This is a genomic window from Actinophytocola sp. NPDC049390, assembly GCF_044466355.1.
In the GTDB taxonomy this organism is placed as follows: domain Bacteria; phylum Actinomycetota; class Actinomycetes; order Mycobacteriales; family Pseudonocardiaceae; genus Actinophytocola.
This window is the reverse complement of record NZ_JBITMQ010000002.1, coordinates 439,641-462,533: the sequence shown is the minus strand read 5'-3', so window position 1 is coordinate 462,533 and position 22,893 is coordinate 439,641. Positions and strand designations below refer to the sequence as shown.

Here is a 22,893-nt window from a genome sequence, read left to right as displayed (position 1 = left end):
CTGCATGGGTTCACGCAGGAACATCGTCGTGCTCGGGCTCGACGACTGGAATCGCGAACTGCTGCACCGGGTCCCGGACGCGGACCGGTACGAGTTCCACGGGTTGCTCACGATCGCCGAACTGCAGGTCGGGGACATCCCGATCGTCGACCTGCTGCGCACCGCGGAGAAGAAGCTCGCCGCGTTCGACGGGCCGATCGACGCGATCATCGGGTTCTGGGACTTCCCCGTGAGCACGATCGTGCCGCTGCTGTGCCGCCGGTTCGACGTGCGCGGCCCTAGCCTGGAGGCGGTGCTGCGCTGCGAACACAAGTACTGGAGCCGGCTCGAACAGCGCAAGGCGATCACCGAGCTGCCCCCGTTCGCCCTGGTCGACCTGGACGACGCGCGGCCACCCGGCGAGGTCGGCTACCCGTTCTGGCTCAAACCGGTGAAGTCGTTCTCCTCCGACCTGGCCTTCGAGGTCACCGACGAGCAGGAGTTCACGCGCGCCGTCACCGAGATGAGGGACGGTGTGGCACGGGTGGGGGAACCGTTCGAGTACGTGCTCGCGCAGGCGGAACTGCCGCCCGAGATCGCCGCCGCCGGTGGCCAGTCCGCGTTGGCGGAGCAGGCGATGACCGGGGAACGCGCCGCGGTGGAGGGGTACTGCCACGGTGGTGAGGTCGTGGTGCACGGCGTGCTCGACTCCCTCGTCTACCCCGGGGTGTCGAGCTTCCTTCGCCACCAGTACCCGTCGCGGCTGCCCTCGTCGATGGTGCGGCGCCTCACGGACGTGTCGACGCGGGTGATCGAGCACATCGGACTCACCGACACCACGTTCAGCATCGAGTACTTCTGCGACCCCACGACCGGTGACGTCGGGCTGCTGGAGATCAACCCGCGGCACTCGCAGACGCACGCGGACCTGTTCGAGCAGGTCGACGGCTTCCCCAACCACCACTACCTGATCAAGGCCGCGCTGGGGGAGGACCCAGGAAGACCGAAGGGCGGCGGGCCGTACGACATCTCCGCCCACTGGTACCTGCGCCGGTTCGACGACGGCGTGGTCCGTCGCGTGCCGTCCACTTCGGACATCGCGCGGGTCGAGCGGGAGATCGACGGCGTGCGTGTGCGCGTCAAGGTCGGGGAGGGGCAGCGGCTGTCCGAGATGAACTTCCAGGACAGCTACAGCTACCAGTTGGCGGAGATGGTGGTCGGCGCGCGGGACGTGGCGGAGATGGAGGAGAAGTACAGGCGGTGCGTCGCGGCGCTGCCGTTCGTGTTCGAGGAGGTGTGATGCGGGTCGTCACCTCGCTGCCCCACGCGGTCACCGAGGACGAGCACGTGTGGATACCGGTGGCGGACGGAACCCGGCTGGCGGCACGGATCTGGCGGCCGGTGTCGTCGGACGACGAGCCCGTGCCCGCGATCTGCGAGTACATCCCGTACCGCAAACGGGACCTGACGTCGGTGCGGGACTCGATCGCGCACCCGTACCTGGCCGGGCACGGCTACGCCTGCGTGCGGGTGGACATCCGGGGCAGCGGCGAGTCCGAGGGCGTGCTCACCGACGAGTACCTCGAGCAGGAGCAGCGCGACGCCGAGGACGTGCTCGCCTGGCTCGCCGAGCAGCCGTGGTGCGACGGGACGACCGGCATGATGGGCATCTCGTGGGGCGGGTTCGCCGCGTTGCAGGTGGCGGCCCGCAAACCACCCAGCCTCGGCGCGATCTGCATCGCCTCGTTCACCGACGACCGCTTCGCCGACGACATGCACTACATGCGCGGCTGCCTGCTGTCGGACAACCTCGCCGAGTCGGGCACGATGTTCGCCTACAGCACGTGCCCGCCGGACCCGGCGCTGGTCGGCGAGCGGTGGCGGGACCTGTGGTTCGAACGGCTCGACGCGGCCCGCCCGTGGGTCGCGGAATGGCTGCGCCACCAGCGGCGCGACGACTACTGGCGGCACGCGTCGGTGTGCGAGGACTACACCGCCGTGCAGGTGCCGGTGTTCGCCTCGTGCGGCTGGGCGGACGGCTACTCCAACGCCGTGCTGCGGCTGATGGCCGGCCTCGACGTGCCGAGGAAGGGGCTGATCGGGCCCTGGTCCCACAAGTACCCGCACCTCGGCGTGCCGGGCCCGGCGATCGGCTACCTGCAGGAGGTCGTGCGCTGGTTCGACCGCTGGCTGAAGGGCGTGGCGCCCGACGAGCCCGACGAGCCGGTGCTGCGCACGTGGATGCAGGACAGCGTGCCGCCGTCCACGTCGTACGAGCAGCGGCCGGGGCGCTGGGTCGGTGAGCCCGCGTGGCCGTCGAAGAACATCCGGGAGGACGTGCACCCCCTCGCCCCGAACCGGATCGTGCCGAAGGACTCGGACCCGGTCGACGCCGTGCTGTCGGTCGAGTCGCCGTTGTCGCTCGGGCAGTTCGCGGGCAAGTGGTGTTCCTACAACGCCCCGCCCGACCTGCCCTACGACCAGCGCGAGGAGGACGGCGGCGCGATGGTGTTCGAGACCGACGTGCTGACCGAACCCTGCGAGATCCTCGGCGCCCCGGTGGTGCGGCTGGACGTGTCGGTCGACCGTCCGGTCGCGACGGTCGCGGCGCGGCTGTCGGACGTGGCGGAGGACGGCTCGGCCACCCGGGTGACCTACGGCCTGCTCAACCTGACGCACCACGAGTCACACGAGGAACCGGGGCAGCTGGAGCCGGGGCGCCGCTACGCGGTCGAGATCCCGCTGAACGGTGTCGCGCAGGCGTTCCCGGCGGGCCACCGGATCCGGCTCTCACTCTCCACTTCGTACTGGCCGCTCGCGTGGCCGCCGCCGGAACCGGTGCGCATGACCGTGTACACGCAAGGCAGCTCGCTCGCGCTGCCCGTGCGCCCGGTCGCCGCGCCCGACGAGGTGACCGGCACGGTGTTCGACGAGCCGGAGGGCGCCCCGCCGCTGGCGACGACGCGCCTGACGCCGAGCGAGTACCGGTGGGACGTGCGCCGCAGCATGATCGACTACTCGTCGTCGCTCGACGTCGTCAAGGACACCGGCACCATCCGCTACGAGGACGTCGACATCGAGATCGGCAAGCGGGTGTGCGAGCGGTACAGCTGGACCGCCGACGACTTCGCCTCGCCCCGCGGCGAGACGCGCTGGACGATGACCTTCGCGCGCGGGGACTGGTCGGTCCGCGTCGAGACCTGCCAGGTGCTCACCTGCACGCGGGACGAGTTCGTCCTCCACGCCCGGCTCGACGCCTTCGAGGGCGACCGCCGGGTCCGGTCGCGGAACTGGGACGCCGCGGTGCCGAGGGACCTCGTGTGACCCGGTGACCGTCGCCGAGGTCACGGATGCCGGGTACCCGGCAGGTAGTCCACGGTGTCCTCGGCACGCCGCACCGGGCTGCGCGGCAACGGCGCCGCGGCCGGAGGCGCCCACCCGGCCCGCACGATCAACTGCGGACAGGCGGTGCCGTCGAGCACCTGGTCCCGCACCACCGTCCGGGTGTCCGACAACGCCAGCGGCCGGGACAACAGGCACGTGGCCAAGCCCAGGACCGTGGCCGTCAGCAACGTCGCGCTCGCCGCCTCACCGGCCCGCAACACCGACACCGCGTCCTCACGCGAGGTCGCGATCACCAGCAGCTGCCCGGAGTCCTCCGCGCTCACCTCGTCGACGAGCAGGCCACCGGGGAACGTCCGCTTGGCCGTGTCCAGCCCGCCGTTCCGGACCCGGCTCCGGCCCGTCGACGCCGACAGCTCCAACCGGTGCCGCGAATCCTCGGCCTGGCGCCGAACCGCCGACAACGCACGCGTGAGCACCCACCGCGACGTGCCGTCGGTGACCGGCACCAGCACGGCGCCCGCCCGAGCCGCCCTGCGCACCAGCAGGTCCAGGTACTCCGACGGGATCTCCCTCGGGCGGAACCGACGCCGGTCGGTCCGCCGCCGGCTGATCGCCGCGGCCAGCGCCACGTCGTCCTCGGTCGGGACGTGGGGCCTCGGCTCGATCGCCGCCAGGTGGTCGGTGTCGTGGGCGGTGTCATGGTCGTAGGGCACCCGGTGCACGACCGTGGCCCAGCCCAGGGCCGCGAGCGCGGTCCGCAGGTGGTGCAGCGCCGCGCCGCAGCTGAGCAGGAGGTCCCGGCCGCACGGGTCGGTGACCGGCACGTGGCGGGTCCGGTCGGCCATGAGGTGGATCGAGGACCTGCCGACGAGCCAGCGCCACGGCTGGGTGTCGTGCACCGACGACGGCGCGCGGTTGGCCAGCTCGACGGCGGCCAGCAACGTCTGGTGGTCCGGCCTCGTGGTGATCATGACGGCTCCTCGGCTCGCACACCTCCCGGATCCGACCACCCTGGAAAGTGTGCACCACCACCATGCGGGAGTTCTCCCATGATCACCACTGGTGCGGGCGTGTTCGGTGCTTCACGGCCCGCGCCGCGAACAACAACCCGGCGACGGCGACCGAGCCGACCACGGCGACGATCCGGTTCACGTCCACCGCGGGTTCCCACCGGACCACGCCGTCGGCGATGACGTACGCGCCGACGGGGCGGGCGGTCAGCCCGAGACCGCCGCCCTCGCCCTGCCGGCCCTGCTCGTCGCGGCCGTTGCCCCCGCCCCCGCCCACGGCGACGCGCGCGGCGGGAATGACGGTCGTGCCGTCCTTCTCGATCGGTTCCGCGAAGACCATCCTGGCCTCCACCGAGTTCCTGGCCTGCGCGAACAGCTCTTCGATCGTCACGATGACCTCCTGCTCCGGCAACAGGTCATCATGCCGGGACCGAGCGGAGCCACGCTGGAGGCCAGGCGCGCTATCCCAGGCCGAGCACGGCGATCGCCTGTGCGGCCATCTTCGCCTCGCCGAGCGCGTTCGGGTGCACGACGACCGGGTTGGTGGTCTGCAACACGGGTTCGATCCACCGCACCCCGTACGGCTTGCACGCGTCGTGTCCCTCGGACACCGCGTTCATGTCCACATAGGTCGCACCGGTCGCGGCGGCGGCGCGGCGCACGGCGTCGTTGAGCGTGGCCTGCAGCGAACGCAGGTACGGCACGTCGCCGGTGGCCACCGGCATCCTGTCGAAGCAGCCGCCCGTCGCGGGCAGGATCCACGGGTAGCCGAGGATGCCGACCTGCGCGCCCGGCGCCTTCGCGCGCACCGCGTTCAGCGCGGACACCAGCGCCGGGTAGGTGGTGTCGCGGACCGTGTCCTCGAACCTGGTGCCGTAGGTGTCCTCGCACGGGCTGCCCTTGCCGAGCGTGAGGATCCCGGCCGCGCCGCACGCCAGGATCGCGCTGATGAACACGCCGCTGTCGTTGCCGCCGATCGTCATCGTGATCAGGTCGGTGTCCGGGCCGACCGCGTTCACCTGCGGTGCGACCCCGGGGTACTGCGCGGTCGTGAAGTGCTTGGTCTCGGCGGCACCGCACGTCACGTCGGTCAGCCGCGCGCCGGTGGTGGCGGCGAGCACGTGCGGGTAGTTGCGGGTGGAGCGCAGGCACAGCAGCGGCGCGGACGGGTCGGGAGGCAGAACCCCCGACGCGGCGCTGTAGGAGTCGCCGAGTGCCACGTAGTTCAGCGGCCCGTCGTCGGCCTGCGCGGCGGACGAGGTCGTGACGAGGCTCAGCGCGGCGACCGCCGCTGTGGCGGCCGCGAGTAGACGTCGGGGCATGGCTCCTCTTCCGGCATCGGTGACGGAGACTACTCACGAGTAGGTAAGCCAGCTCATCGTCGGCCATGCGCTGCTGCTCGTCAACGGGCAGTGTCCGCTCGTGTGCGCTGCGGAGCCGCTTCTGCTGAAGTAATACGAATAACAACCTTGACAGCGGCGACGCCACACAGTCAGGATCCACGGCAACGAGTTGCAGTTATGCGCATTACAACGGAGTGGCGATGACGACGAGGCGCGTGACCCAGGCCGACGTGGCCCGCATGGCGGGGGTCAGCCAGGCGACGGTCTCGCTCGTGCTCAACGGGGACAACGCGCGCATCGGCGAGGTGACCCGGCAGCGCGTGCTCGACGCGATCGGGCGGACCGGCTACTCCGCGAACCCGGTCGCGCAGCGGCTCGCGAAGGGCCGCAACCACATCCTCGGCGTGTTCACCTACGAGCCGGTGTTCCCGCGCGGCGGCGCGGACTTCTACCACCCGTTCCTGGTCGGCATCGAGGCCGAGGCCGAGCGGTGGGGCTGCGACCTGCTGCTGTTCACCAGCGCCACGGTCGAGAACGGGCGCCGCCGCCTGTCCGGCAAGGCCCGCGCGCACCTCGGCATCACCGACGGCTGCGTACTGCTCGGCCGCGCCGAGGACAAGAACGAGCTGGTCGCGCTGATCAACGACGGGTTCCCGTTCGTGTTCGTCGGCCGCCGCGAGCTGCCCGGCACCGCGGATCTGCCCTACGTCGGCGCCGACTACGTCCACGCCACCCAGGAGGTGGTGCGGATCTTCCTGGCGCAGGGCCACGAACGCGTGGGGTTCGTCGGTGAGCGCAGCGACCGCGAGTCGGTCGCCGACCGCGTCGCCGGGTACCGCACCGCGATGCGCGACGCCGGGCTGCGGCCGATGTCCTTCGACGCGGACGAGCTGACGCCCGCCGAGATCGTGGACCTCGTGGTGGACAACCACCTGACCGGGCTCGTGCTCGCCGAGGGGCACCGCGCGGAGGGCATCCGCGTCGCGGCCGCCGAACGCGGGCTGGTCGTGCCGGAGGACCTCTCGATCGCGAACCTCGGCCAGCCGGAGATGCCGGTCGACAGCGACCTGACGTGGACCGGCTTCCACATCCCGCGCGAGGAGATGGGGGAGCAGGCGCTCGCGCTGCTGATCGAGCTGATCGACGACCCCGCGCGGCAGACCGACCGCCACCGCCTGCTGCCCTGCGCGGTCACGCGCGGGGAAACCGTTGTCCCACCCAAGAAGTAAAAGGGAGTCCTGTGCGCGAGATCGAGACCGAGATCCTGGTCGCCGGGGGCGGCCTCGGTGGCGTCGCCGCCGCGCTCGCCGCGTTGCGGCGCGGCAGGCGGGTGACGCTGACCGAGGAGTTCGGATGGCTCGGCGGGCAGCTCACCTCGCAGGCCGTGCCGCCGGACGAGCACCCGTGGATCGAGGAGTTCGGCGCCACGCGCACCTACCGCGGACTGCGTGACGGCATCCGCGAGTACTACCGCCGCGCCTACCCGCTGACCGACGTCGCCCGCGAGTGGAAGGCGCTCAACCCCGGGGCGGGCTGGGTGTCGAAGCTGTGCCACGAACCGAGGGTCGCGGTCGCGGTGATCGACGAACTGCTCGCGCCGTGGCTCTCCAACGGCCGCCTGACGGTCCTGCAGCCCGCGAAGGTGGTGGCGGCCGATGTGGACGGTGACGTGGTCCGCGCGGTCACCGTCGAGGACCTCCGCGACGGTGAGCGGACGGTGATCACCGCGGCGTACGTGCTGGACGCGACCGAGACCGGTGAGCTGCTTCCCCTGACCGGCACGGAGTTCGTGACCGGGTTCGAGTCGCGGGGCGAGACCGGCGAGCCGAGCGCACCCGACGTCGCGCAACCGGACAACATGCAGGCGATCAGCTTCTGCTTCGCCATCGAGCACGTCGACGGCGACCACACGATCGACCGGCCCGCGCGCTACGACCACTGGCGTGCTGTGGAACCGTCGTTCTGGGGCTCTCCGCTGCTGAGCTTCTCCGCGCCCAACCCGCGCACGCTGCAACCGAAACCGCGTGTCTTCGACCCCAACCCGGGTGATGACGCGCTCGCCGTGAACGCTGACCAGAGCGTCAACCCCGGCGACGGGAACCTGTGGACGTTCCGCCGGATCGCCGCGCGCGACCTGTTCACTCCCGGGCACTACGCCAGCGACATCACGCTGGTGAACTGGCCGAACATCGACTACTTCGAGGCGCCGGTGATCGGCGTCGACTCCGACACCGCGGCGCGGCGGCTCGAGGACGCCCGGCAGCTGAGCTTCTCGATGCTGTACTGGATGCAGACCGAGGCGCCCCGGCCCGACGGCGGCACCGGTTTCCCCGGCCTGCGGCTGCGGCCGGACGTGATGGGCACCGACCACGGTCTGGCGCAGGCCCCGTACATCCGGGAAGGGCGGCGGATCCGGGCGGTCACCACGATCGTCGAGCAGGACGTGTCGCGTGCGGTCCGCGGTCCCGGCGGCGCCCGGCACTACGCCGACAGCGTCGGCATCGGCATGTACCGCATCGACCTGCACCCGTCGACGGGTGGCGACAACTACCTCGACGTCGGCGCGGAACCGTTCGAGCTACCCCTCGGATCCCTGCTGCCGCAGCGGGTGCGCAACCTGCTCCCGGCGGCGAAGAACATCGGCACCACGCACATCACCAACGGCTGCTACCGGCTGCACCCGGTCGAGTGGAACATCGGCGAGGTGGCGGGCCACCTGGCCGCGAGCTGCCTCGACGACGGCCGCACCCCGCACGAGATCCACGCCAAGTCGGCGCTGCTCGAACAGTTCCAGGGCCTGCTCACGGCCGAGGGCATCGAGCTGCGCTGGCCGGACGGCGTCACCGGTTACTAGAACCACTGGAGTCAACGATGACCAAACCATGGCGACTCGGCGTCGCCCTCGCGGCCACCGCCGCGCTGACACTGACCGCGTGCGGTGGCGAAGAATCGGCCTCCGGCCCCGTGGCCCTCCGCATGACCGTGTGGACCGCCGACGAGGCACAGCTCGCGATGTTCCAGGAGATCGCCGACGCCTACGTCGCGGACCACAAGGACACCGTCACGAAGGTGACCTTCGAGACGATGCCGTTCGAGGAGTACACCACCGGGCTCACCACGCAGATCGCGGGCGGCAACGCGCCCGACCTGGCGTGGATCTTCGAGAGCAACGCGCCCGAGTTCGTCCGCAGCGGCGCGCTGGTGGACCTGCGGCCGACGCTGAAGGACGCGGAGGGCTACGACTTCGACGACCTGCAGCCGGACGCGCTGAAGCTGTGGGAGAACGAGGACGGCCTGTACGGCTACCCCTTCTCCAACAGCCCGTTCGGCGTGTTCGTCAACACCGACCAGCTCAAGGCGGCCGGCCAGCCGAACCCGGCCGACCTGATCGCGAACGGCCAGTGGACGTGGGACAAGGCCGCCGAGATCAGCGCCGCCACCGCGAAGAAGAGCGGCAAGAGCGGGCTCGTGGTGCGGGACTTCGACTTCGCGCAGTGGGAGAACCTCGCCACCGTGTGGACGTCCTTCGGTGCGAAGCCGTGGTCGGACGACGGCACGACGTGCGAGTTCACGTCCCAGCAGATGACCGACGCGCTGACGTGGATCCACGACCAGGTGTTCACCGAGAAGGCCATGCCGGGGCCGGGCACCACCGCGGACTTCTTCGCCGGTGACGCCGCGATGACCGTCACCCAGATCAGCCGCGCGTCCGCGCTGGAGGACACCTTCGCGTGGGACCTGGTGCCGCTGCCGGACGGGCCGGAGGGGCACCGGAACGTGATCGGGCAGGCCGCGATCGGCGTGTTCGCCGACGGCGCCAACCCGCAGGCCGCCGCCGACTTCCTCGCCTACTTCACCAACCCGGAGAACGCGAAGAAGCTGGCCACCTACTTCCCGCCGCCGCGCGAGTCGCTGCTGAACGCGCAGACGCTGAAGGCCGCCAACCCGAAGCTGTCGGAGGACCAGCTGCAGACCGTGGTGGTCGAGGGCATCCCGGGATCCGTGACCAAGCCCGCGCACCAGAACTTCGCGCAGCTGCAGCAGGCCGTGCGGGCCAAGCTCGACGCGCTGTGGACCGCGGACGCGGACGTCGACGCCGTCGCGAAGTCGGTGTGCGAGGCCATGACCCCGCTGCTGAAGGCCTGACCCCGTGGCCAGGACACGGCGACTGCCGGGCAGCAGAGGTGAGGCGCTGACCGGGTACGCCTTCGTGCTCCCGCAAGTGGTCGGCAGCGCCGCGTTCGTGATCGGCCCGCTGATCGCCGTGTTCTGGTACAGCCTGCACGACTGGAACGTGCTGGCGAACAAGTTCACGTTCGTCGGCGGCGAGAACTACGAGCGGATGTTCGACGATCCGGGGTTCTCCGACTCGCTGCGCGTCAGCGCTGTCTTCTCGGTCGGGCTCGTGGTACTCAACATCACCCTCGCGCTGGCGCTCGCGGTGATGCTGAACCAGAAGATGCGTGGCACGGCGACGTTCCGGGCGTTCTTCTTCTCCCCGGTGGTCGTGTCACTGGTGGCGTGGACGATCGTGTGGGGCTTCCTGCTGCAGGCCGACGGCGGCATCAACGGGTTCCTGCAGCAGGTCGGGATCGAGGGCCCGAACTGGCTGCGCGAAGGACCGACGGCGATGGCGTCGGTGATCATCGTGCAGGTGTTCAAGAACGTCGGCCTGAACATGGTGCTGTTCCTCGCGGCGCTGCAGAGCGTGCCCGCCGAGCTGCGGGAGGCGGCGCGCGTGGACGGCGCGTCGGCGTGGCGGACGTTCCGGTCGGTCGTGGTCCCGCTGATCAGCCCGACCATCCTGCTCGTGACGATCCTGACGATCGTCGGCTCGCTGCAGGTGTTCGCGCAGATCGCGGTGCTCACGCAGGGCGGGCCGGGCACGTCGACCACGGTGCTCGTCTACTACCTGTACCAGCAGGCGTTCCAGTTCAAGGAGTTCGGCTACGCCAGCGCGGTGTCCGTCGCGTTGTTCGTGCTCGTGGCGGTGCTGACGCTGGTCCAGTGGCAGACCAGGAAGCGGTGGGTGCACCATGAGGTCTGACGTGGTCGAACGGGTGAGCACGCGACCCCAGGTGGCTGCGCCGCCACGACCGAGGCCGCGTCGCCGGCCCCGGCTCAGGGTCGGCCGGGTCGTGCTGCTCGTCGCGCTGTGCGTGCTCGCGGTGCCGTTCATCTTCCCCACCTGGTGGATGGTCACGTCCAGCTTCAAACCGATGAGCGAGATCCTGCGGGTCCCGCCCACGCTGTGGCCGGAGAACCCGACCACGTCGGCGTACGGGCGGGTGTTCGACCTGCAGCCGTTCGCCGCCCAGTACTGGAACAGCGCCTACATCGCGGTCCTCGTGACCGTCGGCACCGTGCTGGTGTCGGGTATGGCCGGGTACGCGTTCGCCCGGATCCGCTTCCCTGGCGCCAACGTGCTGTTCGTGGTCGTGCTCGGCGGGCTGCTGGTGCCGTCCGAGGTGACGATCGTCCCGCTGTTCCGGCTCGTCAACGAGCTGGGCCTGATCGACACGCACTGGCCGCTGATCGTCATCCCGATCATCGGCGCGCCGAGCGTGCTCGCGACGTTCATCATGCGGCAGTTCTTCCTCGCGCTGCCCGGCGAACTGGAGGACGCGGCCCGGCTCGACGGGCTGAGCCGGGCGGGCATGTACTGGCGGATCGCGTTCCCGCTGGCCCGGCCCGCGATCGCGGCCGTCGCGATCTTCACGTTCCTGCACTCGTGGAACCTGTTCCTCGAACCGCTGGTGTTCCTGTCCAGCAAGGACAACTTCACCCTGCCGCTCGCGCTCACGCAGTACGTCGACGCGTACGGCGGTCCGATGTGGAACGTGCAGCTCGCCGCCACCACGCTGACCGTCGTGCCGGTGCTGGTCGTGTTCCTGTTCGCGCAGCGGCAGTTCGTCCAGGGCCTCGCGCAGACGGGTCTCAAAGGCTGATCTCTTTCGGAACAAAGGAGTTCCCATGGGCTTCTCCCTGTCCCGGCGCGGGTTCGTGGCGCTGGGGGCCGGTGTCGCTGCTCTCCCGCTGTTACCCGGGCTCGCCACCGCGGCCACGGGTTTCCGGGACCCGGTCTCGTTCCGGTCCGTCTACCGCACCCGCCCGCCGGACCCGACAGCGGTCGTGCTCGGCGGGCCCGGGTTCGAGACCCACGGTGACGGCGTCGGCGACGACACGGCCGCGGTCCAGGCCGCGGTCGACGAGGCGTCGCGGCGCGGCATCGCGAACAAGCTCGGTGACATCCTCGGTGGCGCGCGGGGCTTCCCGCACGGTGACGGCGGCGGCGTGGTGCTGGTGCCGGAGGGCCGGTACCGGTTGTCGGCGCCGGTGAACATGTGGGACTCGGTCCGCGTGATCGGGTACGGCGGGCGGCGGCCGGTGTTCGTGCTGGGGGAGAACACCCCCGGCTACGCGACCGGGACCGCGCGGGAGCTTTTCGGGTTCCGCCGCCGCCCGGTCGGCGGGCCGATCGCCTACGCCAACAACGACACGTTCGGCACCGCCATGGTCAACGTGGACCTGGAGATCGGGCCGGGCAACCCGGACGCGATCGGCGTCCGGTTCGGCGGCGCTCAGCTGTGCCTGCTGCAGGACATGGACATCGACGTGGGTGGCGGGCGATCGGGCATCGACCACAACGCGAACCTGATCCACCGCGTGCGGGTGACCGGTGGCGAGGTCGGGCTGGCCGCGTACGCGGCGTCGGCCGGCTGGCAGACCACGGTGCTGGACTGCCGGTTCACCGGTCAGCGCCGCGCGGCGGTCACGATGTTCAACGACGCCAAGCTCGTCGTGGTGCGGGCGGTGGTGTCGGACACGCCGAGGGCGTTCGAGTCGTTCCCGGACCAGTGGCAGCACCTGTACGTGGCGGACACGCACTTCGACCGGGTCAGTGACGTGGCCGTGGTGCTGAACGACAGCACCGCGATCCCGGGCGCGGAGGACGAGCGGATCCGCCGCAGCAACCAGCTCACGCTGCTGAACTGCACCACCACCGGCACCCGCGACCTGCTGCTGTCGGCGCAGAGCGGCGCACGTACCAGCGCCCCGGCGTCGTCCGCCCAGGTCCGCGAGCTGACGCTGGGCCTGCGGGTCGAGCGGGCGCTGACGGCGGGGGAGCGGCGGTCGGAGGGCGTGCACGCCGACGCCGTGCCCGGTGTGCCGGCGTACCGGATCGAGGCGATGCTGCGGTCGGACACGCCCCTGCCGCCGGGTGACTGGGTGAGTGTCGCGGACGTGGCGGCGCGGATGGGCCGCACGATCGGCGCGGGTGGGGACGACCTGGCCGTGTTCCAGGCGGCGGTGGACCGGTACCGCACGGTGTTCGTCCCGATCGGACAGTACCGGTTCACCGGCACGCTGAAACTGCGCCGCGACACCAACCTCATCGGCCTGCACCCTCGGCAGACGTGGTTGCTGGCCACTGACGGGCACCCGAACTTCAGCGACCCGGACCGGCCGCGTGCGCTGGTCGAGACGCCGCGCGGCGGCCGCAACACGGTCAGCGGCATCGGGTTGGACACGGCCCGGCAGACCCCGGGCGCGGTGAACGTCCTGTGGCAGTCGGGGGAGAACTCCTACTTGGCCGACGTGACGACGCAGTTCGTGAAGTGGCACCCGGCGGACGCGCCGAGCGGCGACCCCGGGTACACCTACCGGGGCGCGCACAAGTACGGCGTGTGGGTGCGCGGCGGTGGCGGCACGTTCGCGAACGTGTGGAGCATGAACGGCTGGGCCGACAACGGGTTCCTCGCCGAGTGGACGGACGTCCCGGCGCGGCTGTACGAGCTGTCGATCGAGCACCACGAGACACGCGAGGTGGTGCTGCGCGGCGTGTCGAACTGGCGGTTCCTGGGCCTGCAGACCGAGGACCACATCTACGGCTGGCGGTCGCAGGCCGTCGAGATCGACCGCTGCCGTGACCTGCTGTTGGCGAACTCGGTGCTGTTCCGCGTCGCGACCGTGCTCGGCCCGTACCCGCACGCGGTGAGCGTGAAGGACTCGGCGCGGATCGCGTTGCGCGGCAACCGGGGCTACCGCGACAAGACACCCGAGTACACGCAGTGGGGAGCCGCGCTCACCGACGGCCGCCGGACCGTGCCCGAGGTCGAGTTCACGCTGATCGAGGTGCGCTGACGACGCGGTTCGGCAGGCGCCCGCGCCACACCGGACATCGCGGCGAGCCGCATCGCGAAGGCCGACGCCATGGCCACCGACCCGTACTTCAGCGCACAGCGAGGAGGTGCCCGGTTGCGGGGTCCGCGGCCCCGTCGAGGACGGACAGGTAGGTCGCGCGGACCTGCTCCTCACCGGTCGACGTGGTGATCGTCAACCAGCCGCGGGTCCACGCGGCGAAGTCACGAAGCGCCGCGCCGAACCGCCGGTCGAACTCCGCCGCGCCCCACTCGCGGACGCGGGTCCGCATGTGGTCGGGCGTGAAGAACCACGTCGGCTCCGGCCCGGGCAGCGCCGGTCCACTCCGGACGGAGCCGTGGGTGGCGCCGACGAGCACGCTGCCGGTGAGCCGGTCGCCGAGGCGCTCGTGCACGGCGCGGCGGACGTCCGGGTTCCCGGCCACGTCGACGAACACCGCGTCGGTGGCGGGGAGCTCGGCCACCCGCTCGTACGGCACGGTCGTGCAGACCCCGAGACCGTCGACGAACGCGGCGTTGCGGGCCGAGGTGAGCCCGACGACCTCGACGCCGCGCCGGGCCAGCAGCCGGGCGAGTCCGAGCGACGTCTTGCTGGAGGCGCTGGAGACGATCACGGTGCGCGCCTGATCGGCCAGGTGGGCGTCGAGGAGGAACGACAACGCGAACAGCGGCAGGAACAGCGGCAGCTCGCCCGGGTGTTCGGGGTCGTACAGCGGGTCGGCGGCCAGCCCGCGGTAGTTGTTGTAGGCGGGTGCCAGTGCCTGGCGGTGCGGGGAGGCATCGGTGAAGCCGCGGTCGTGCACCCTGGCCGGGGTGAGCACCACGTGCGAGGCCATCGGCACGTACCCGAACAGCAGCGAGCCCTCGGCGACCTCCGGGTGCGCGCTGGCCTCGACCTCGGCGACACCCCACATCGGCAGGCGTCCCCATCCGGGTTCGGCGGGGAAGACCCGCCAGTAGCCGACCGCGTCGCCGAGCAGGCCGTAGGTGATGTTGTTGGCGGACAGGCCGAAGTGCCGTACCCGCGCCACGATCTCGCCGTCGGCGGGTTCCGGTGCGTACTCGGTGAAACGGGTGGTGCGCAGGTCGTCGGTGCGCACCTCGAGGACGGTCACCGGTCCGCGATCCGCAGCAGCAGCTTGCCCGTGTTCTCCCCGGTGAACAGCTTCAGGAGCACCTCGGGGAAGTCGTCGACCGTGCCCTCGACGACGTGCTCGCGGGCGGTCACCGCGCCGGTGGCGAGGAGGTCGGCGAGCGCGGCCATGCCCTCGCCGTACCGGTCCGCGTAGTCGAACACCAGCATGCCGGTCATCGACGCGCGGTTCACCAGCAGCGACAGGTAGTTCGCCGGACCCGTCGGGCGTTCGGTCGCGTTGTACTGCGAGATCGCGCCGCAGAGCACGACCCGCGCGCCCAGTCGCAGCCGGGTGAGGACCAGGTCGAGGATCTCGCCGCCGACGTTGTCGAAGTACACGTCGACCCCGTCCGGGGTGTGCTCGCGCAGCGCCGCGCGCAGGTCGCCGGACCGGTAGTCGACGCACGCGTCGAACCCGAACTCCTCGGTGACCAGGCGGCACTTCTCCGCGCCGCCCGCGATGCCGACCACCCGGCAGCCCAGGTGCTTCGCGATCTGGCCGACGACACCGCCGACCGCGCCCGCCGCCCCGGAGACCACGACGGTGTCGCCCGCCTCGGGCCTGCCCACGTCGAGGAGCCCGAACCAGGCGGTCAGCCCGGTGAGGCCGAGCACGCCGAGGTAGGTGGGCAGCGGTGCGACCGCCGGGTCGGCCCTGATCACCCCGCGTCCGTCGGACACCGCGTACTCCTGGACGCCGAACGTGCCCGTGACGTGGTCGCCGACCGCGAAGCCGGGGTGGTTCGAGGCGACCACCTTGCCGAGCGCGGCCGCGCGCATGATCTCGCCGATCCGCACGGGCCGGATGTAGGAGCGCGCGTCGTTCATCCAGCCGCGCATGGCCGGGTCGAGCGAGACGTACTCGGTGCGCACCAGGAACTCGCCCGCGCCGGGTTCCGGCACGTCCTCGGTGGTGTGCTGCCAGTCGTCCGGTGTGGGCAGGCCGACCGGACGCGCGCCGAGCCGGACCTGCCGGTTGGGGGTCGCCATGCCGGGACGATAGCCTGAACTTGAACTCGACTTCAACTATGCTGCCGGCATGGACCTCGACCAGAAGCTGCCGCAGACGGAGCGTGGGCGGCAGACGCGGGCCGCGTTGCTCGCGGCGGCCCGCGAGGTGTTCGCGCGCGACGGCTACCTCACGGCCACGACCACCACGATCGCGAAGGCGGCGGGCGTGGCGAACGGGTCGTTCTACACCCACTTCGCCGACAAGTACGAGATCTTCGTCGCGCTGTTCCAGGAGGTGCAGGAGGAGATGCTGCACCCGGGGATCCACGACGCGCGCCTCGACCACTCCGACCCGGTCGCGGTGATCGAGGAGGCGACCCGCGCCTACCTCGAGTACTACCGGGACAACGCGGCCCTCCTACGGGTGTTCGAGCAGGTCACGGGAATCGACGAGCGGTTTCTCGAACTGCGGCTGCTGCGGGCGCGGGCGTTCGAGGAACGCAACGTGCGCGGCATCCGCAGGCTCCAGCGGGACGGGGTGGCCGACCCGGCGCTGGACCCGGAGCTGACCGCGGCGGCGCTGTCGTCGATGGTCTCCCGGCACGCGTACCTGACCTTCGCGCTCGGCCTGCGGCCTGACGTCGACTTCGAGTCGCTGGTGTCGACGCTGACCACGCTGTGGGTCAACGCGCTGCGCGTCCGGCCCGCCGGTGACCAGCGGACCGTGCTCGACCAGGCCGCGGCGCGGCTCCGCGCGGCGCTGGCGGACGTCGAACGGCTCCGCGACGCAACTTGACGTCGAGTTCAAGTTCGACGATGCTGCGGGCACCGCGTCGCGCAAGGAGCCGAACATGGACCTCACCCTCACCGACCGCGCCAGGGACTACCGGGACCGGCTGCTCGCCTTCATGGCCGAGCACGTCCTGCCCGCCGAACCGGTGTACGACGAACAGCTCAGGGTCGTGGGTGACCCGCACGTCCAGCCGCCGGTGATGGAGGAGCTGAAGGCGGAGGCGAAGCGCAGGGGGCTGTGGAACCTCTTCCACCCGGACCCCGAACTCGGCGCCGGACTGTCGAATGTGGAGTACGCGCCGCTGGCGGAGATCCACGGCCGCGGCCTGCTCGCGGCGGAGGCGTGCAACTGTTCCGCACCCGACACCGGCAACATGGAGGTGCTGACGCTGTTCGGCACCGACGAGCAGAAGAAGGAGTGGCTGGACCCGCTGCTGGCGGGGGAGATCCGCTCGGCCTTCGCGATGACCGAGCCCGCGGTCGCCAGCTCGGACGCCACCAACATCGCGCTGTCCATCGAGCGCGACGGCGACGAGTACGTGCTCAACGGCCGCAAGTGGTGGGCCACCGGCGCGGCGAGCCCGAACTGCCGCGTCCTGATCGTGATGGGCAGGACCGACCGGGACGCCGCCCCGCACCGGCAGCAGAGCATGGTGCTGGTGCCGGTCGACACCCCGGGCGTCGAGATCGTGCGCAGCATGCCGGTGTTCGGCATGCAGGAGCACGGCGGGCACTGCGAGATCGCGTTCACCGACGCACGCGTGCCGGTGTCCAACCTGCTGGCCGGTGAGGGCGACGGGTTCGCGATCGGGCAGGCGCGGCTCGGCCCCGGCCGCATCCACCACTGCATGCGCGCCATCGGCATGGCGGAACGGGCGCTGGACCTGATGTGCGAACGCGCCCTGTCGCGGGTGACGTTCGGGCAGCCGATCGCCGCCCGCGCGAACATCCAGGACTGGATCGCCGAGGCCCGCATCGAGATCGAACGGACCCGGCTGCTGACCATGAAGGCCGCGTGGCTCATGGACACCGTCGGCAACCGCGAGGCACGGGTGGAGATCGCCGCCATCAAGATCGCCGCGCCCGCCATGCTGAAGCAGATCGCCGACCGCGCCATCCAGGTCCACGGCGCGGGCGGCATGACCGACGACTTCCCGCTGGCCCACCTGTACGTGCAGGCGCGAGCGCTCGCGATCGCCGACGGTCCCGACGAGGTACACAAGCGCACGCTGGCGCTCACCGAGCTGCGCCGCCACGACCCGTCCTTCGGCAGGACCGCGCGGAACTGAGGCGCCCCGGTCAGAACACGTCCATCTGGGACGAACAGCGCGACGGCAGGGCCCGAGGCGGGTGGTGCCGACCCGCGCGGACGGGTCAGGGCCCGTAGCGGCGCACGGTCTCCGGGTGGACGACGACACGAACCCACTCCCCGGCGAGCATCCCCGCGAGTTCGTCGGCACGGGCCGGGTCGTCGAGGTCCCAGTAGCGGGCGGCGAGGCGCGCGCACAGGTCGTGCGCCCCGTCGGGTGTCACCGTCGTGCGGCCCGCGACCGACAGCCAGCGTTCGCGTTCACCCGCCGGGGCGGCGACGACGATCGAGGCGCGGGGGTCTCGGCGCAGATGCCGCACCTTGAGCGAGTCCGGGGCCGTGAACAGCTGGATCGTGCCCTCGGCGGTGGCCTCGAACCACACCGGCCGGGGCTGTGGCGGGATCGGCCCGGCGGCCACGGTCAGGAACCCGTGCAGGGGTCGGCGGAGGAACTCGACGTCGTCGGCGGTCAGCGTGTTCGTCACGGCCTCGATGGAACACGGCCAAGACGGGCGCTGCCATGGGCGAGAAGCCGGCGCCCATGTCCGTCCGTTCGGCCGCCCCCGGACTCAGCCGCCGATGCCGGCGCGTGCGCCGTGCCTGTTCACGAGGAACGCGACGCCGAGTGAGAGCGCGCCGCCGAGCACGTACGGCGCGACCATCGCGACCTCGAACAGCGCACCGGCCGCGAGCGGTCCCGACGCTCGTGCGGCCGACGCCGCCGACTGGCCCTGCCCCATGCGGGCGCCGAGCCGCTCCGGTGGGCCCGCCGCGGCGAGCAGGCTCGCGGTCGTCGCCGTCACCAGACCGTTCCCGGCGGCCGCGACCAGCACGGCGGCCACGAACGGCACCCCGGCGAGGAACGGCAGCGCGAGCAACCCGGCCGCCATGAGCACCGCACCGCCCGTCGCCAGCCGGGCCTCACCCCACCGCCGCGCGGCCGGTGCCACCACGAACCCCTGCACGACCACCAGGACGAGGCCCGCGCCCGCCAGCAGCACCCCGACCAGCGCGGGCCCGGCGTCGAACCGGGCCGCGGCGAGGAACGCCACGGTCGTCTCCATGCCGACGAACGCGGCCATGGCGGCGAACCCCGCCGCCAGGAGCGGCCACGGCGCGACCCCGTGCGCCCGTGCCGGGCGGTGCGTCCGCACCGGGTTGCCCCGCGGCAGGACGATCGCGGCGGCCACGCCGTTCGCGGCCGCGAGACCGGCGCCGACGAACGCGGTCGCGGTGAACCCGTACGGTGCCGACAGCGCGCCCAGCGCGGGACCCACCGTGAACGCGAGCCCGATCGCGGCGCCGACGAGCCCCATCGCCTTCGTGCGCCCGGCCGGTCCCGCGAGGTCGGCCGCGAACGCCTGTGCCACGCCGATGCTCCCGCCGCACAGCCCGGCCAGCGCACGTGCGACGAGCAGCAGCCACATCGCGCCCGCGACCCCCATCAACACGAGCGACGCCGCGGAACCGGCCAGGCTGAGCAGCAACAACCCGCGCCTGCCGTACCGGTCCGCGAGCCTGCCGAGCACTGGCGCGGCCACCGCCTGGCACACCGAGTACGCGGTGAGCACCACCCCGAGCCAGAACGCGTCGCCGCCCAGTTCGGCCACCCGGAACGGCAGCGACGGCAGGACGATGGTGAAGCCGAGCAGGTCGACGAACACCGTGGCGTACAGGGCTGTGCTCGTGCGGGTGCCAGGAATCGGACCAGCTCCTCTCCGGCCGGCACGTCCGGCGCGGCGCAGATACTACAAGACGTAGTAGTGGCGGTCTCGCCGGTGGTCGCCGCTGCGGTGTCCGGCAAGACCGAGGTACGACCGGCGACCCCCGCTGACGCACTCGGGGAGATTCCTGCTGACGCTCACGGTGCGAGCGGGTACTCCATCGACACGCCGTCGATCACGGTGCCGTCCGGGAACGGGATCCGCGTGCGGGCCACCTCGTGGAAGCCGTACGCGCGGTAGAGGGGCACCCCAGGGAGGGTCGCCATCAGGACCAGCGACGTGAACCCCTCCGTCCGTGCCGCCTGCTCGCACCTCGCGAGGATCGCGCGGCCGAGCCCGCGGCGCGTCCAGTCGCCGTGGACGAACATCGCGCGCACGCGGGCGGGTTCGGTCGCCGGATCGAGCAGCCGGTCGTCCGCCGGTGCGGCGCCGGAGCCGGTGTAGAGCTTGTCGCGCCTGCTCCAGCCGCCGCACGCGACGACGTCGCCGTCCGCGTCGTGGACGAAGTACGTGCCGTCGTCGATGAGGACCGTGTCCGGTTCGGTCAGGTAGCGGGCGGCGGCCGTCGTCTCGCTCCCGGTGTGGAACCGGGGGAACACGTCGAGCACCGAGCGCCGCATCAGTGCGGTGATGGCCGGTACGTCGGCGGACGTCGCCGCGCGCAGGACTGGTTCGGACACGGTCGGCACCCTACTGGGCGGTCCCGGCGAACGCGGCCGCCAGGCGCAGCCAGGGCGCGGCCTCGTCGTGCCTGCTCTGGCGCTCCAGCGTGCGTCCCAGAAGCAGGTGCGCGTAGTGGTCGGCCGGGTCGCGGTCGACGACGACACGCAGCTCCTCCTCCGCGCGCCGCAGCTGCGCCGAGTGGAAGTACGCACGCGCCAGCAGCAGCCTCGGCCCGGTCTGGCCGGGGTGCTCGGCCACCACGTCCGCCAGCAGCTTCGCCGCGTCGATGTAGTTCTTCGCGTCGAACAACAGCAGCGCCCGCTCCCAGCGCTCGGCTGTGGTCTCCTCGTGCGGCTCCTCGAACAGGTGGGTCGCGGTCACCCACCGGTCGGGGGCGACCTCACCGTTGGGCAGGTACTCGTTGACGTTGTCCATCACGGGCGGTTCAACATTCAACTACTTGGGTTCATTCCGGAGCGCCTCGTGGGCGACGAGCACGCCACCGGTGAACGCGATCGGCATGACGACGATCGCCACCAGCGGGATCGCGCACAGCAGCGACGACGGCAGGCCCAGTCCCAGCGCCAGCCCGCGACGCCTGGCGAGCGTCGTGCGTTGCTCCTTCAGTGTCATGCCGCGGCGGTAGTACGCCACCGCGACCAATTCCAGCGCGAAGAACCACGCGGTCACCAGAGCTAGCAGCACCGGCACCACGGTCTGCCCGAGCACGGGGACGAACCCGGCGATCACCAGTGGGATCGTGAACAACAGCGACCGCGCCACCAGTGCGAGGCCGCCGCGCAGTCCGAGGCCGAGTGCCCGCCAGAACGGCAGGTCCTCGCCGGGTGCGAGCCCGAGGTCGTCCTCGACCTTCTCCGCGATCGACTCGTAGAACGGCGCGCCGATGGCGAGGGTCAGTGCGGAGAAGCTGATCAGACCGACCGTGAGCGCGGCGCCGAACAGCAGGACACCGGCCGTGATCCGCACGGCCGTCCGCCAGGTCGACGCCCAGTCGTCCGCGAACGGGGTGACCAGCGCGGCCAGGTCGTCGATCCAGATGACGAGCGCGACCAGTCCGCCGGTCAGCAGGAGCGTGGTCAGCACGGCGGGCAACGCGCCGAGCAGCAGCAGTCGCGGAGACTGGAGCATGATGCCCAGTCCACGCCCGAAGAACCGGACACCGGTGATGAAATCGCGCACGGCGTACTTCTACCAGTGGTGATCACCACGGCGTCCACGGGGCGGGCGCTGATCATCCATTGTGGACTGATCGCTCCGGTTCCCCGGGAATTGTCCTTGATTTGTCATGCGCATTCGGGCTAATTAACGCAATCGACCGTGGTTTCACGGAGTAGCATCGCACCCTACACGCCGTGGTGCCGGATCTTCGGCGCGATCTGCTCGGCACGTATTCGCCAGTACTCGCGACGGTGCCGGAGCACCACAATACCCAGCAGCACGCTGCCGAGAATCCCACCGACAACCGCGAGAACCATGTTCCCACCCGTCCCGCCGAGCGCCGCGGCGCCGATTCCCACGGTCAGCGCCACGACCGTCAACGCGGTGGCGACGGGCAGATCGACCCACGTCCAGCGCCTGGCGAACGCCACCCGGTCGAGCATCGACCGCGCGAGGTCGTTGACCGTCTCGTCCGTGAGGCCCATGGCGAGAATGCGGTGCGCCGCGTCCTCGATGATCCGCAACTGGCGCACGCTGGTGATTTCCACGTGGTCGTCGTGGGTCACGCTCAACGCGGCGAACGCGGCCGCGCGGATATCCAGGGCAATTCGGTGCTGGTCGGCCTCGTCGTACACCGTGTTTTCCTTTCGCGGTGCCGTGGGGACAGGCGGATGCTACCCACGCGAGTGGCGGGAAAGCGAGAATCAACTGGGGGACAGTTGGCGGACAACGAACGACGACGACCCAGCAGCCGCGTGCTCGCGGTCCTGGTCGCGGTCGGCAACCTGGTGGTCTGCGCCGCGGTGCTGGCCGCCGTCACCCGCTCGGCCGCGCCCACGGCCGGGTTCACGCGGGTCGCGGGCCCCGACGGGATGACGGCCCACGTCCCGGCCGGCTGGCCGGTCACGTCGGCGGCCGAACCGGGTGCGCTGCGGGTGGACGATCCGGCGGGCACGTCGACCAGGCTGTGGTTCGGCAGTGCGGCACCCACGCGCGAGGACGTCTACGCGGAGCGCGCCGACTGCGCCCGCCGACTGGCCGAGGCCAGGGACGGCTACGCACAGTTGCGTCTGGAGAGAACGGTCGTGCGGGGCGCCCCGGCCGTCGACTGGGAGTACGAGTACGACGCTGCGGAGGGCCGCAGGCACGTCCGGTCGGTGCACTGGCGCCACGACGGCCGCGAGTACTTCGTCCGCGCGTCCGCGCCGACGCGGCTCTGGCCGGACGCGGGGGAGGCCCTCGACGTGATGCTCGCCCACTCGACGCCGTGAGCGCGGCCGGGACGATCGGTTCCGGTGACC

At 71.3% G+C, this 22,893-nt stretch carries 22 protein-coding genes; 11 read left to right on the top strand and 11 right to left on the bottom strand.

From position 1 onward, the window contains the following. The first annotated feature begins 4 nt into the window (after positions 1 to 4). The gene (locus tag ACIBVP_RS08340) at positions 5 to 1,279 is read left to right on the top strand and encodes an acetyl-CoA carboxylase biotin carboxylase subunit family protein (RefSeq protein ID WP_396105346.1); all 1,275 of its coding nucleotides are present in this window, start codon (positions 5 to 7) and stop codon (positions 1,277 to 1,279) included. Further along, positions 1,279 to 3,303: a CocE/NonD family hydrolase gene (locus ACIBVP_RS08335; RefSeq protein ID WP_396105345.1), complete on the top strand. Its 2,025-nt coding sequence runs from the start codon at positions 1,279 to 1,281 to the stop codon at positions 3,301 to 3,303. The genes ACIBVP_RS08340 and ACIBVP_RS08335 overlap by 1 nt, the downstream gene beginning before the upstream one ends. Before the next feature lie 20 nt (positions 3,304 to 3,323). Here ACIBVP_RS08335 and ACIBVP_RS08330 read toward each other — a convergent pair whose 3' ends face one another. The 3 genes from ACIBVP_RS08330 to ACIBVP_RS08320 form a co-directional block, all read right to left on the bottom strand. Then, positions 3,324 to 4,295, bottom strand: a complete 972-nt coding sequence (locus tag ACIBVP_RS08330) for an Acg family FMN-binding oxidoreductase (protein ID WP_396105344.1) — start codon at positions 4,293 to 4,295, stop codon at positions 3,324 to 3,326. Positions 4,296 to 4,377: 82 nt separating this feature from the next. Beyond that, on the bottom strand, positions 4,378 to 4,725 hold the full coding sequence (locus ACIBVP_RS08325) for a spore germination protein GerW family protein (protein WP_396105343.1): 348 nt from the start codon (positions 4,723 to 4,725) through the stop codon (positions 4,378 to 4,380). Between the two features lie 70 nt (positions 4,726 to 4,795). After that, on the bottom strand, positions 4,796 to 5,656 hold the full coding sequence (locus ACIBVP_RS08320) for an SGNH/GDSL hydrolase family protein (protein WP_396105342.1): 861 nt from the start codon (positions 5,654 to 5,656) through the stop codon (positions 4,796 to 4,798). 221 nt (positions 5,657 to 5,877) lie between these two features. Between ACIBVP_RS08320 and ACIBVP_RS08315 the strand changes: the two genes are divergently transcribed. The 6 genes from ACIBVP_RS08315 to ACIBVP_RS08290 are packed head-to-tail and all read left to right on the top strand — an operon-like array spanning position 5,878 to position 13,822. Continuing rightward, positions 5,878 to 6,906 (top strand): LacI family DNA-binding transcriptional regulator, encoded by a 1,029-nt coding sequence (locus tag ACIBVP_RS08315; protein ID WP_396105341.1) that lies wholly within the window; start codon positions 5,878 to 5,880, stop codon positions 6,904 to 6,906. Positions 6,907 to 6,917: 11 nt separating this feature from the next. Continuing rightward, positions 6,918 to 8,531, top strand: a complete 1,614-nt coding sequence (locus ACIBVP_RS08310; RefSeq protein ID WP_396105340.1) for an FAD-dependent oxidoreductase — start codon at positions 6,918 to 6,920, stop codon at positions 8,529 to 8,531. A gap of 17 nt (positions 8,532 to 8,548) precedes the next feature. Next, the gene (locus ACIBVP_RS08305) at positions 8,549 to 9,823 is read left to right on the top strand and encodes an ABC transporter substrate-binding protein (RefSeq protein ID WP_396105339.1); all 1,275 of its coding nucleotides are present in this window, start codon (positions 8,549 to 8,551) and stop codon (positions 9,821 to 9,823) included. Positions 9,824 to 9,827: 4 nt separating this feature from the next. Beyond that, positions 9,828 to 10,724: a carbohydrate ABC transporter permease gene (locus ACIBVP_RS08300; RefSeq protein ID WP_396105338.1), complete on the top strand. Its 897-nt coding sequence runs from the start codon at positions 9,828 to 9,830 to the stop codon at positions 10,722 to 10,724. Beyond that, complete coding sequence (locus tag ACIBVP_RS08295; RefSeq protein ID WP_396105337.1) at positions 10,714 to 11,625, top strand: carbohydrate ABC transporter permease; 912 nt, start codon at positions 10,714 to 10,716, stop codon at positions 11,623 to 11,625. The genes ACIBVP_RS08300 and ACIBVP_RS08295 overlap by 11 nt, the downstream gene beginning before the upstream one ends. A gap of 25 nt (positions 11,626 to 11,650) precedes the next feature. After that, on the top strand, positions 11,651 to 13,822 hold the full coding sequence (locus ACIBVP_RS08290; protein ID WP_396105336.1) for a glycosyl hydrolase family 28-related protein: 2,172 nt from the start codon (positions 11,651 to 11,653) through the stop codon (positions 13,820 to 13,822). Positions 13,823 to 13,910: 88 nt separating this feature from the next. Here the strand turns inward: ACIBVP_RS08290 and ACIBVP_RS08285 are convergent, their stop codons facing one another. Continuing rightward, the gene (locus tag ACIBVP_RS08285; RefSeq protein ID WP_396105335.1) at positions 13,911 to 14,954 is read right to left on the bottom strand and encodes a DUF2855 family protein; all 1,044 of its coding nucleotides are present in this window, start codon (positions 14,952 to 14,954) and stop codon (positions 13,911 to 13,913) included. Then, the gene (locus ACIBVP_RS08280; RefSeq protein ID WP_396105334.1) at positions 14,951 to 15,964 is read right to left on the bottom strand and encodes an NADP-dependent oxidoreductase; all 1,014 of its coding nucleotides are present in this window, start codon (positions 15,962 to 15,964) and stop codon (positions 14,951 to 14,953) included. Before ACIBVP_RS08280 ends, ACIBVP_RS08285 begins: the two co-directional genes overlap by 4 nt. 49 nt (positions 15,965 to 16,013) lie before the next feature. On the opposite strand from ACIBVP_RS08280, the gene ACIBVP_RS08275 reads away from it, so the two are divergent. Further along, positions 16,014 to 16,721 carry a TetR/AcrR family transcriptional regulator gene (locus ACIBVP_RS08275; RefSeq protein WP_396105333.1) on the top strand — a complete coding sequence of 236 codons (708 nt, stop codon included), beginning with the start codon at positions 16,014 to 16,016 and terminating at the stop codon, positions 16,719 to 16,721. Between the two features lie 55 nt (positions 16,722 to 16,776). Beyond that, positions 16,777 to 18,006 (top strand): acyl-CoA dehydrogenase family protein, encoded by a 1,230-nt coding sequence (locus ACIBVP_RS08270; protein ID WP_396105332.1) that lies wholly within the window; start codon positions 16,777 to 16,779, stop codon positions 18,004 to 18,006. 85 nt (positions 18,007 to 18,091) lie between these two features. On the opposite strand, the gene ACIBVP_RS08265 is transcribed toward ACIBVP_RS08270, so the two are convergent. The 6 genes from ACIBVP_RS08265 to ACIBVP_RS08240 all read right to left on the bottom strand — a co-directional run bounded on the left by ACIBVP_RS08265 (position 18,092) and on the right by ACIBVP_RS08240 (position 22,227). Next, positions 18,092 to 18,511 (bottom strand): pyridoxamine 5'-phosphate oxidase family protein, encoded by a 420-nt coding sequence (locus tag ACIBVP_RS08265; protein ID WP_396105331.1) that lies wholly within the window; start codon positions 18,509 to 18,511, stop codon positions 18,092 to 18,094. A gap of 84 nt (positions 18,512 to 18,595) precedes the next feature. Further along, entirely contained in the window at positions 18,596 to 19,690 is a 1,095-nt protein-coding gene (locus ACIBVP_RS08260; RefSeq protein WP_396105330.1) for an MFS transporter, read from the bottom strand. 197 nt (positions 19,691 to 19,887) lie between these two features. Further along, on the bottom strand, positions 19,888 to 20,430 hold the full coding sequence (locus ACIBVP_RS08255) for a GNAT family N-acetyltransferase (RefSeq protein WP_396105329.1): 543 nt from the start codon (positions 20,428 to 20,430) through the stop codon (positions 19,888 to 19,890). 10 nt (positions 20,431 to 20,440) lie between these two features. Continuing rightward, positions 20,441 to 20,848, bottom strand: a complete 408-nt coding sequence (locus tag ACIBVP_RS08250) for a tetratricopeptide repeat protein (protein ID WP_396105851.1) — start codon at positions 20,846 to 20,848, stop codon at positions 20,441 to 20,443. Positions 20,849 to 20,869: 21 nt separating this feature from the next. After that, complete coding sequence (locus ACIBVP_RS08245) at positions 20,870 to 21,613, bottom strand: EI24 domain-containing protein (RefSeq protein ID WP_396105328.1); 744 nt, start codon at positions 21,611 to 21,613, stop codon at positions 20,870 to 20,872. Positions 21,614 to 21,777: 164 nt separating this feature from the next. Beyond that, positions 21,778 to 22,227, bottom strand: a complete 450-nt coding sequence (locus ACIBVP_RS08240; RefSeq protein WP_396105327.1) for a hypothetical protein — start codon at positions 22,225 to 22,227, stop codon at positions 21,778 to 21,780. A 120-nt stretch (positions 22,228 to 22,347) separates the two neighbouring features. Between ACIBVP_RS08240 and ACIBVP_RS08235 the strand changes: the two genes are divergently transcribed. Next, the gene (locus tag ACIBVP_RS08235) at positions 22,348 to 22,863 is read left to right on the top strand and encodes a hypothetical protein (protein WP_396105326.1); all 516 of its coding nucleotides are present in this window, start codon (positions 22,348 to 22,350) and stop codon (positions 22,861 to 22,863) included. Positions 22,864 to 22,893: the final 30 nt, after the last annotated feature.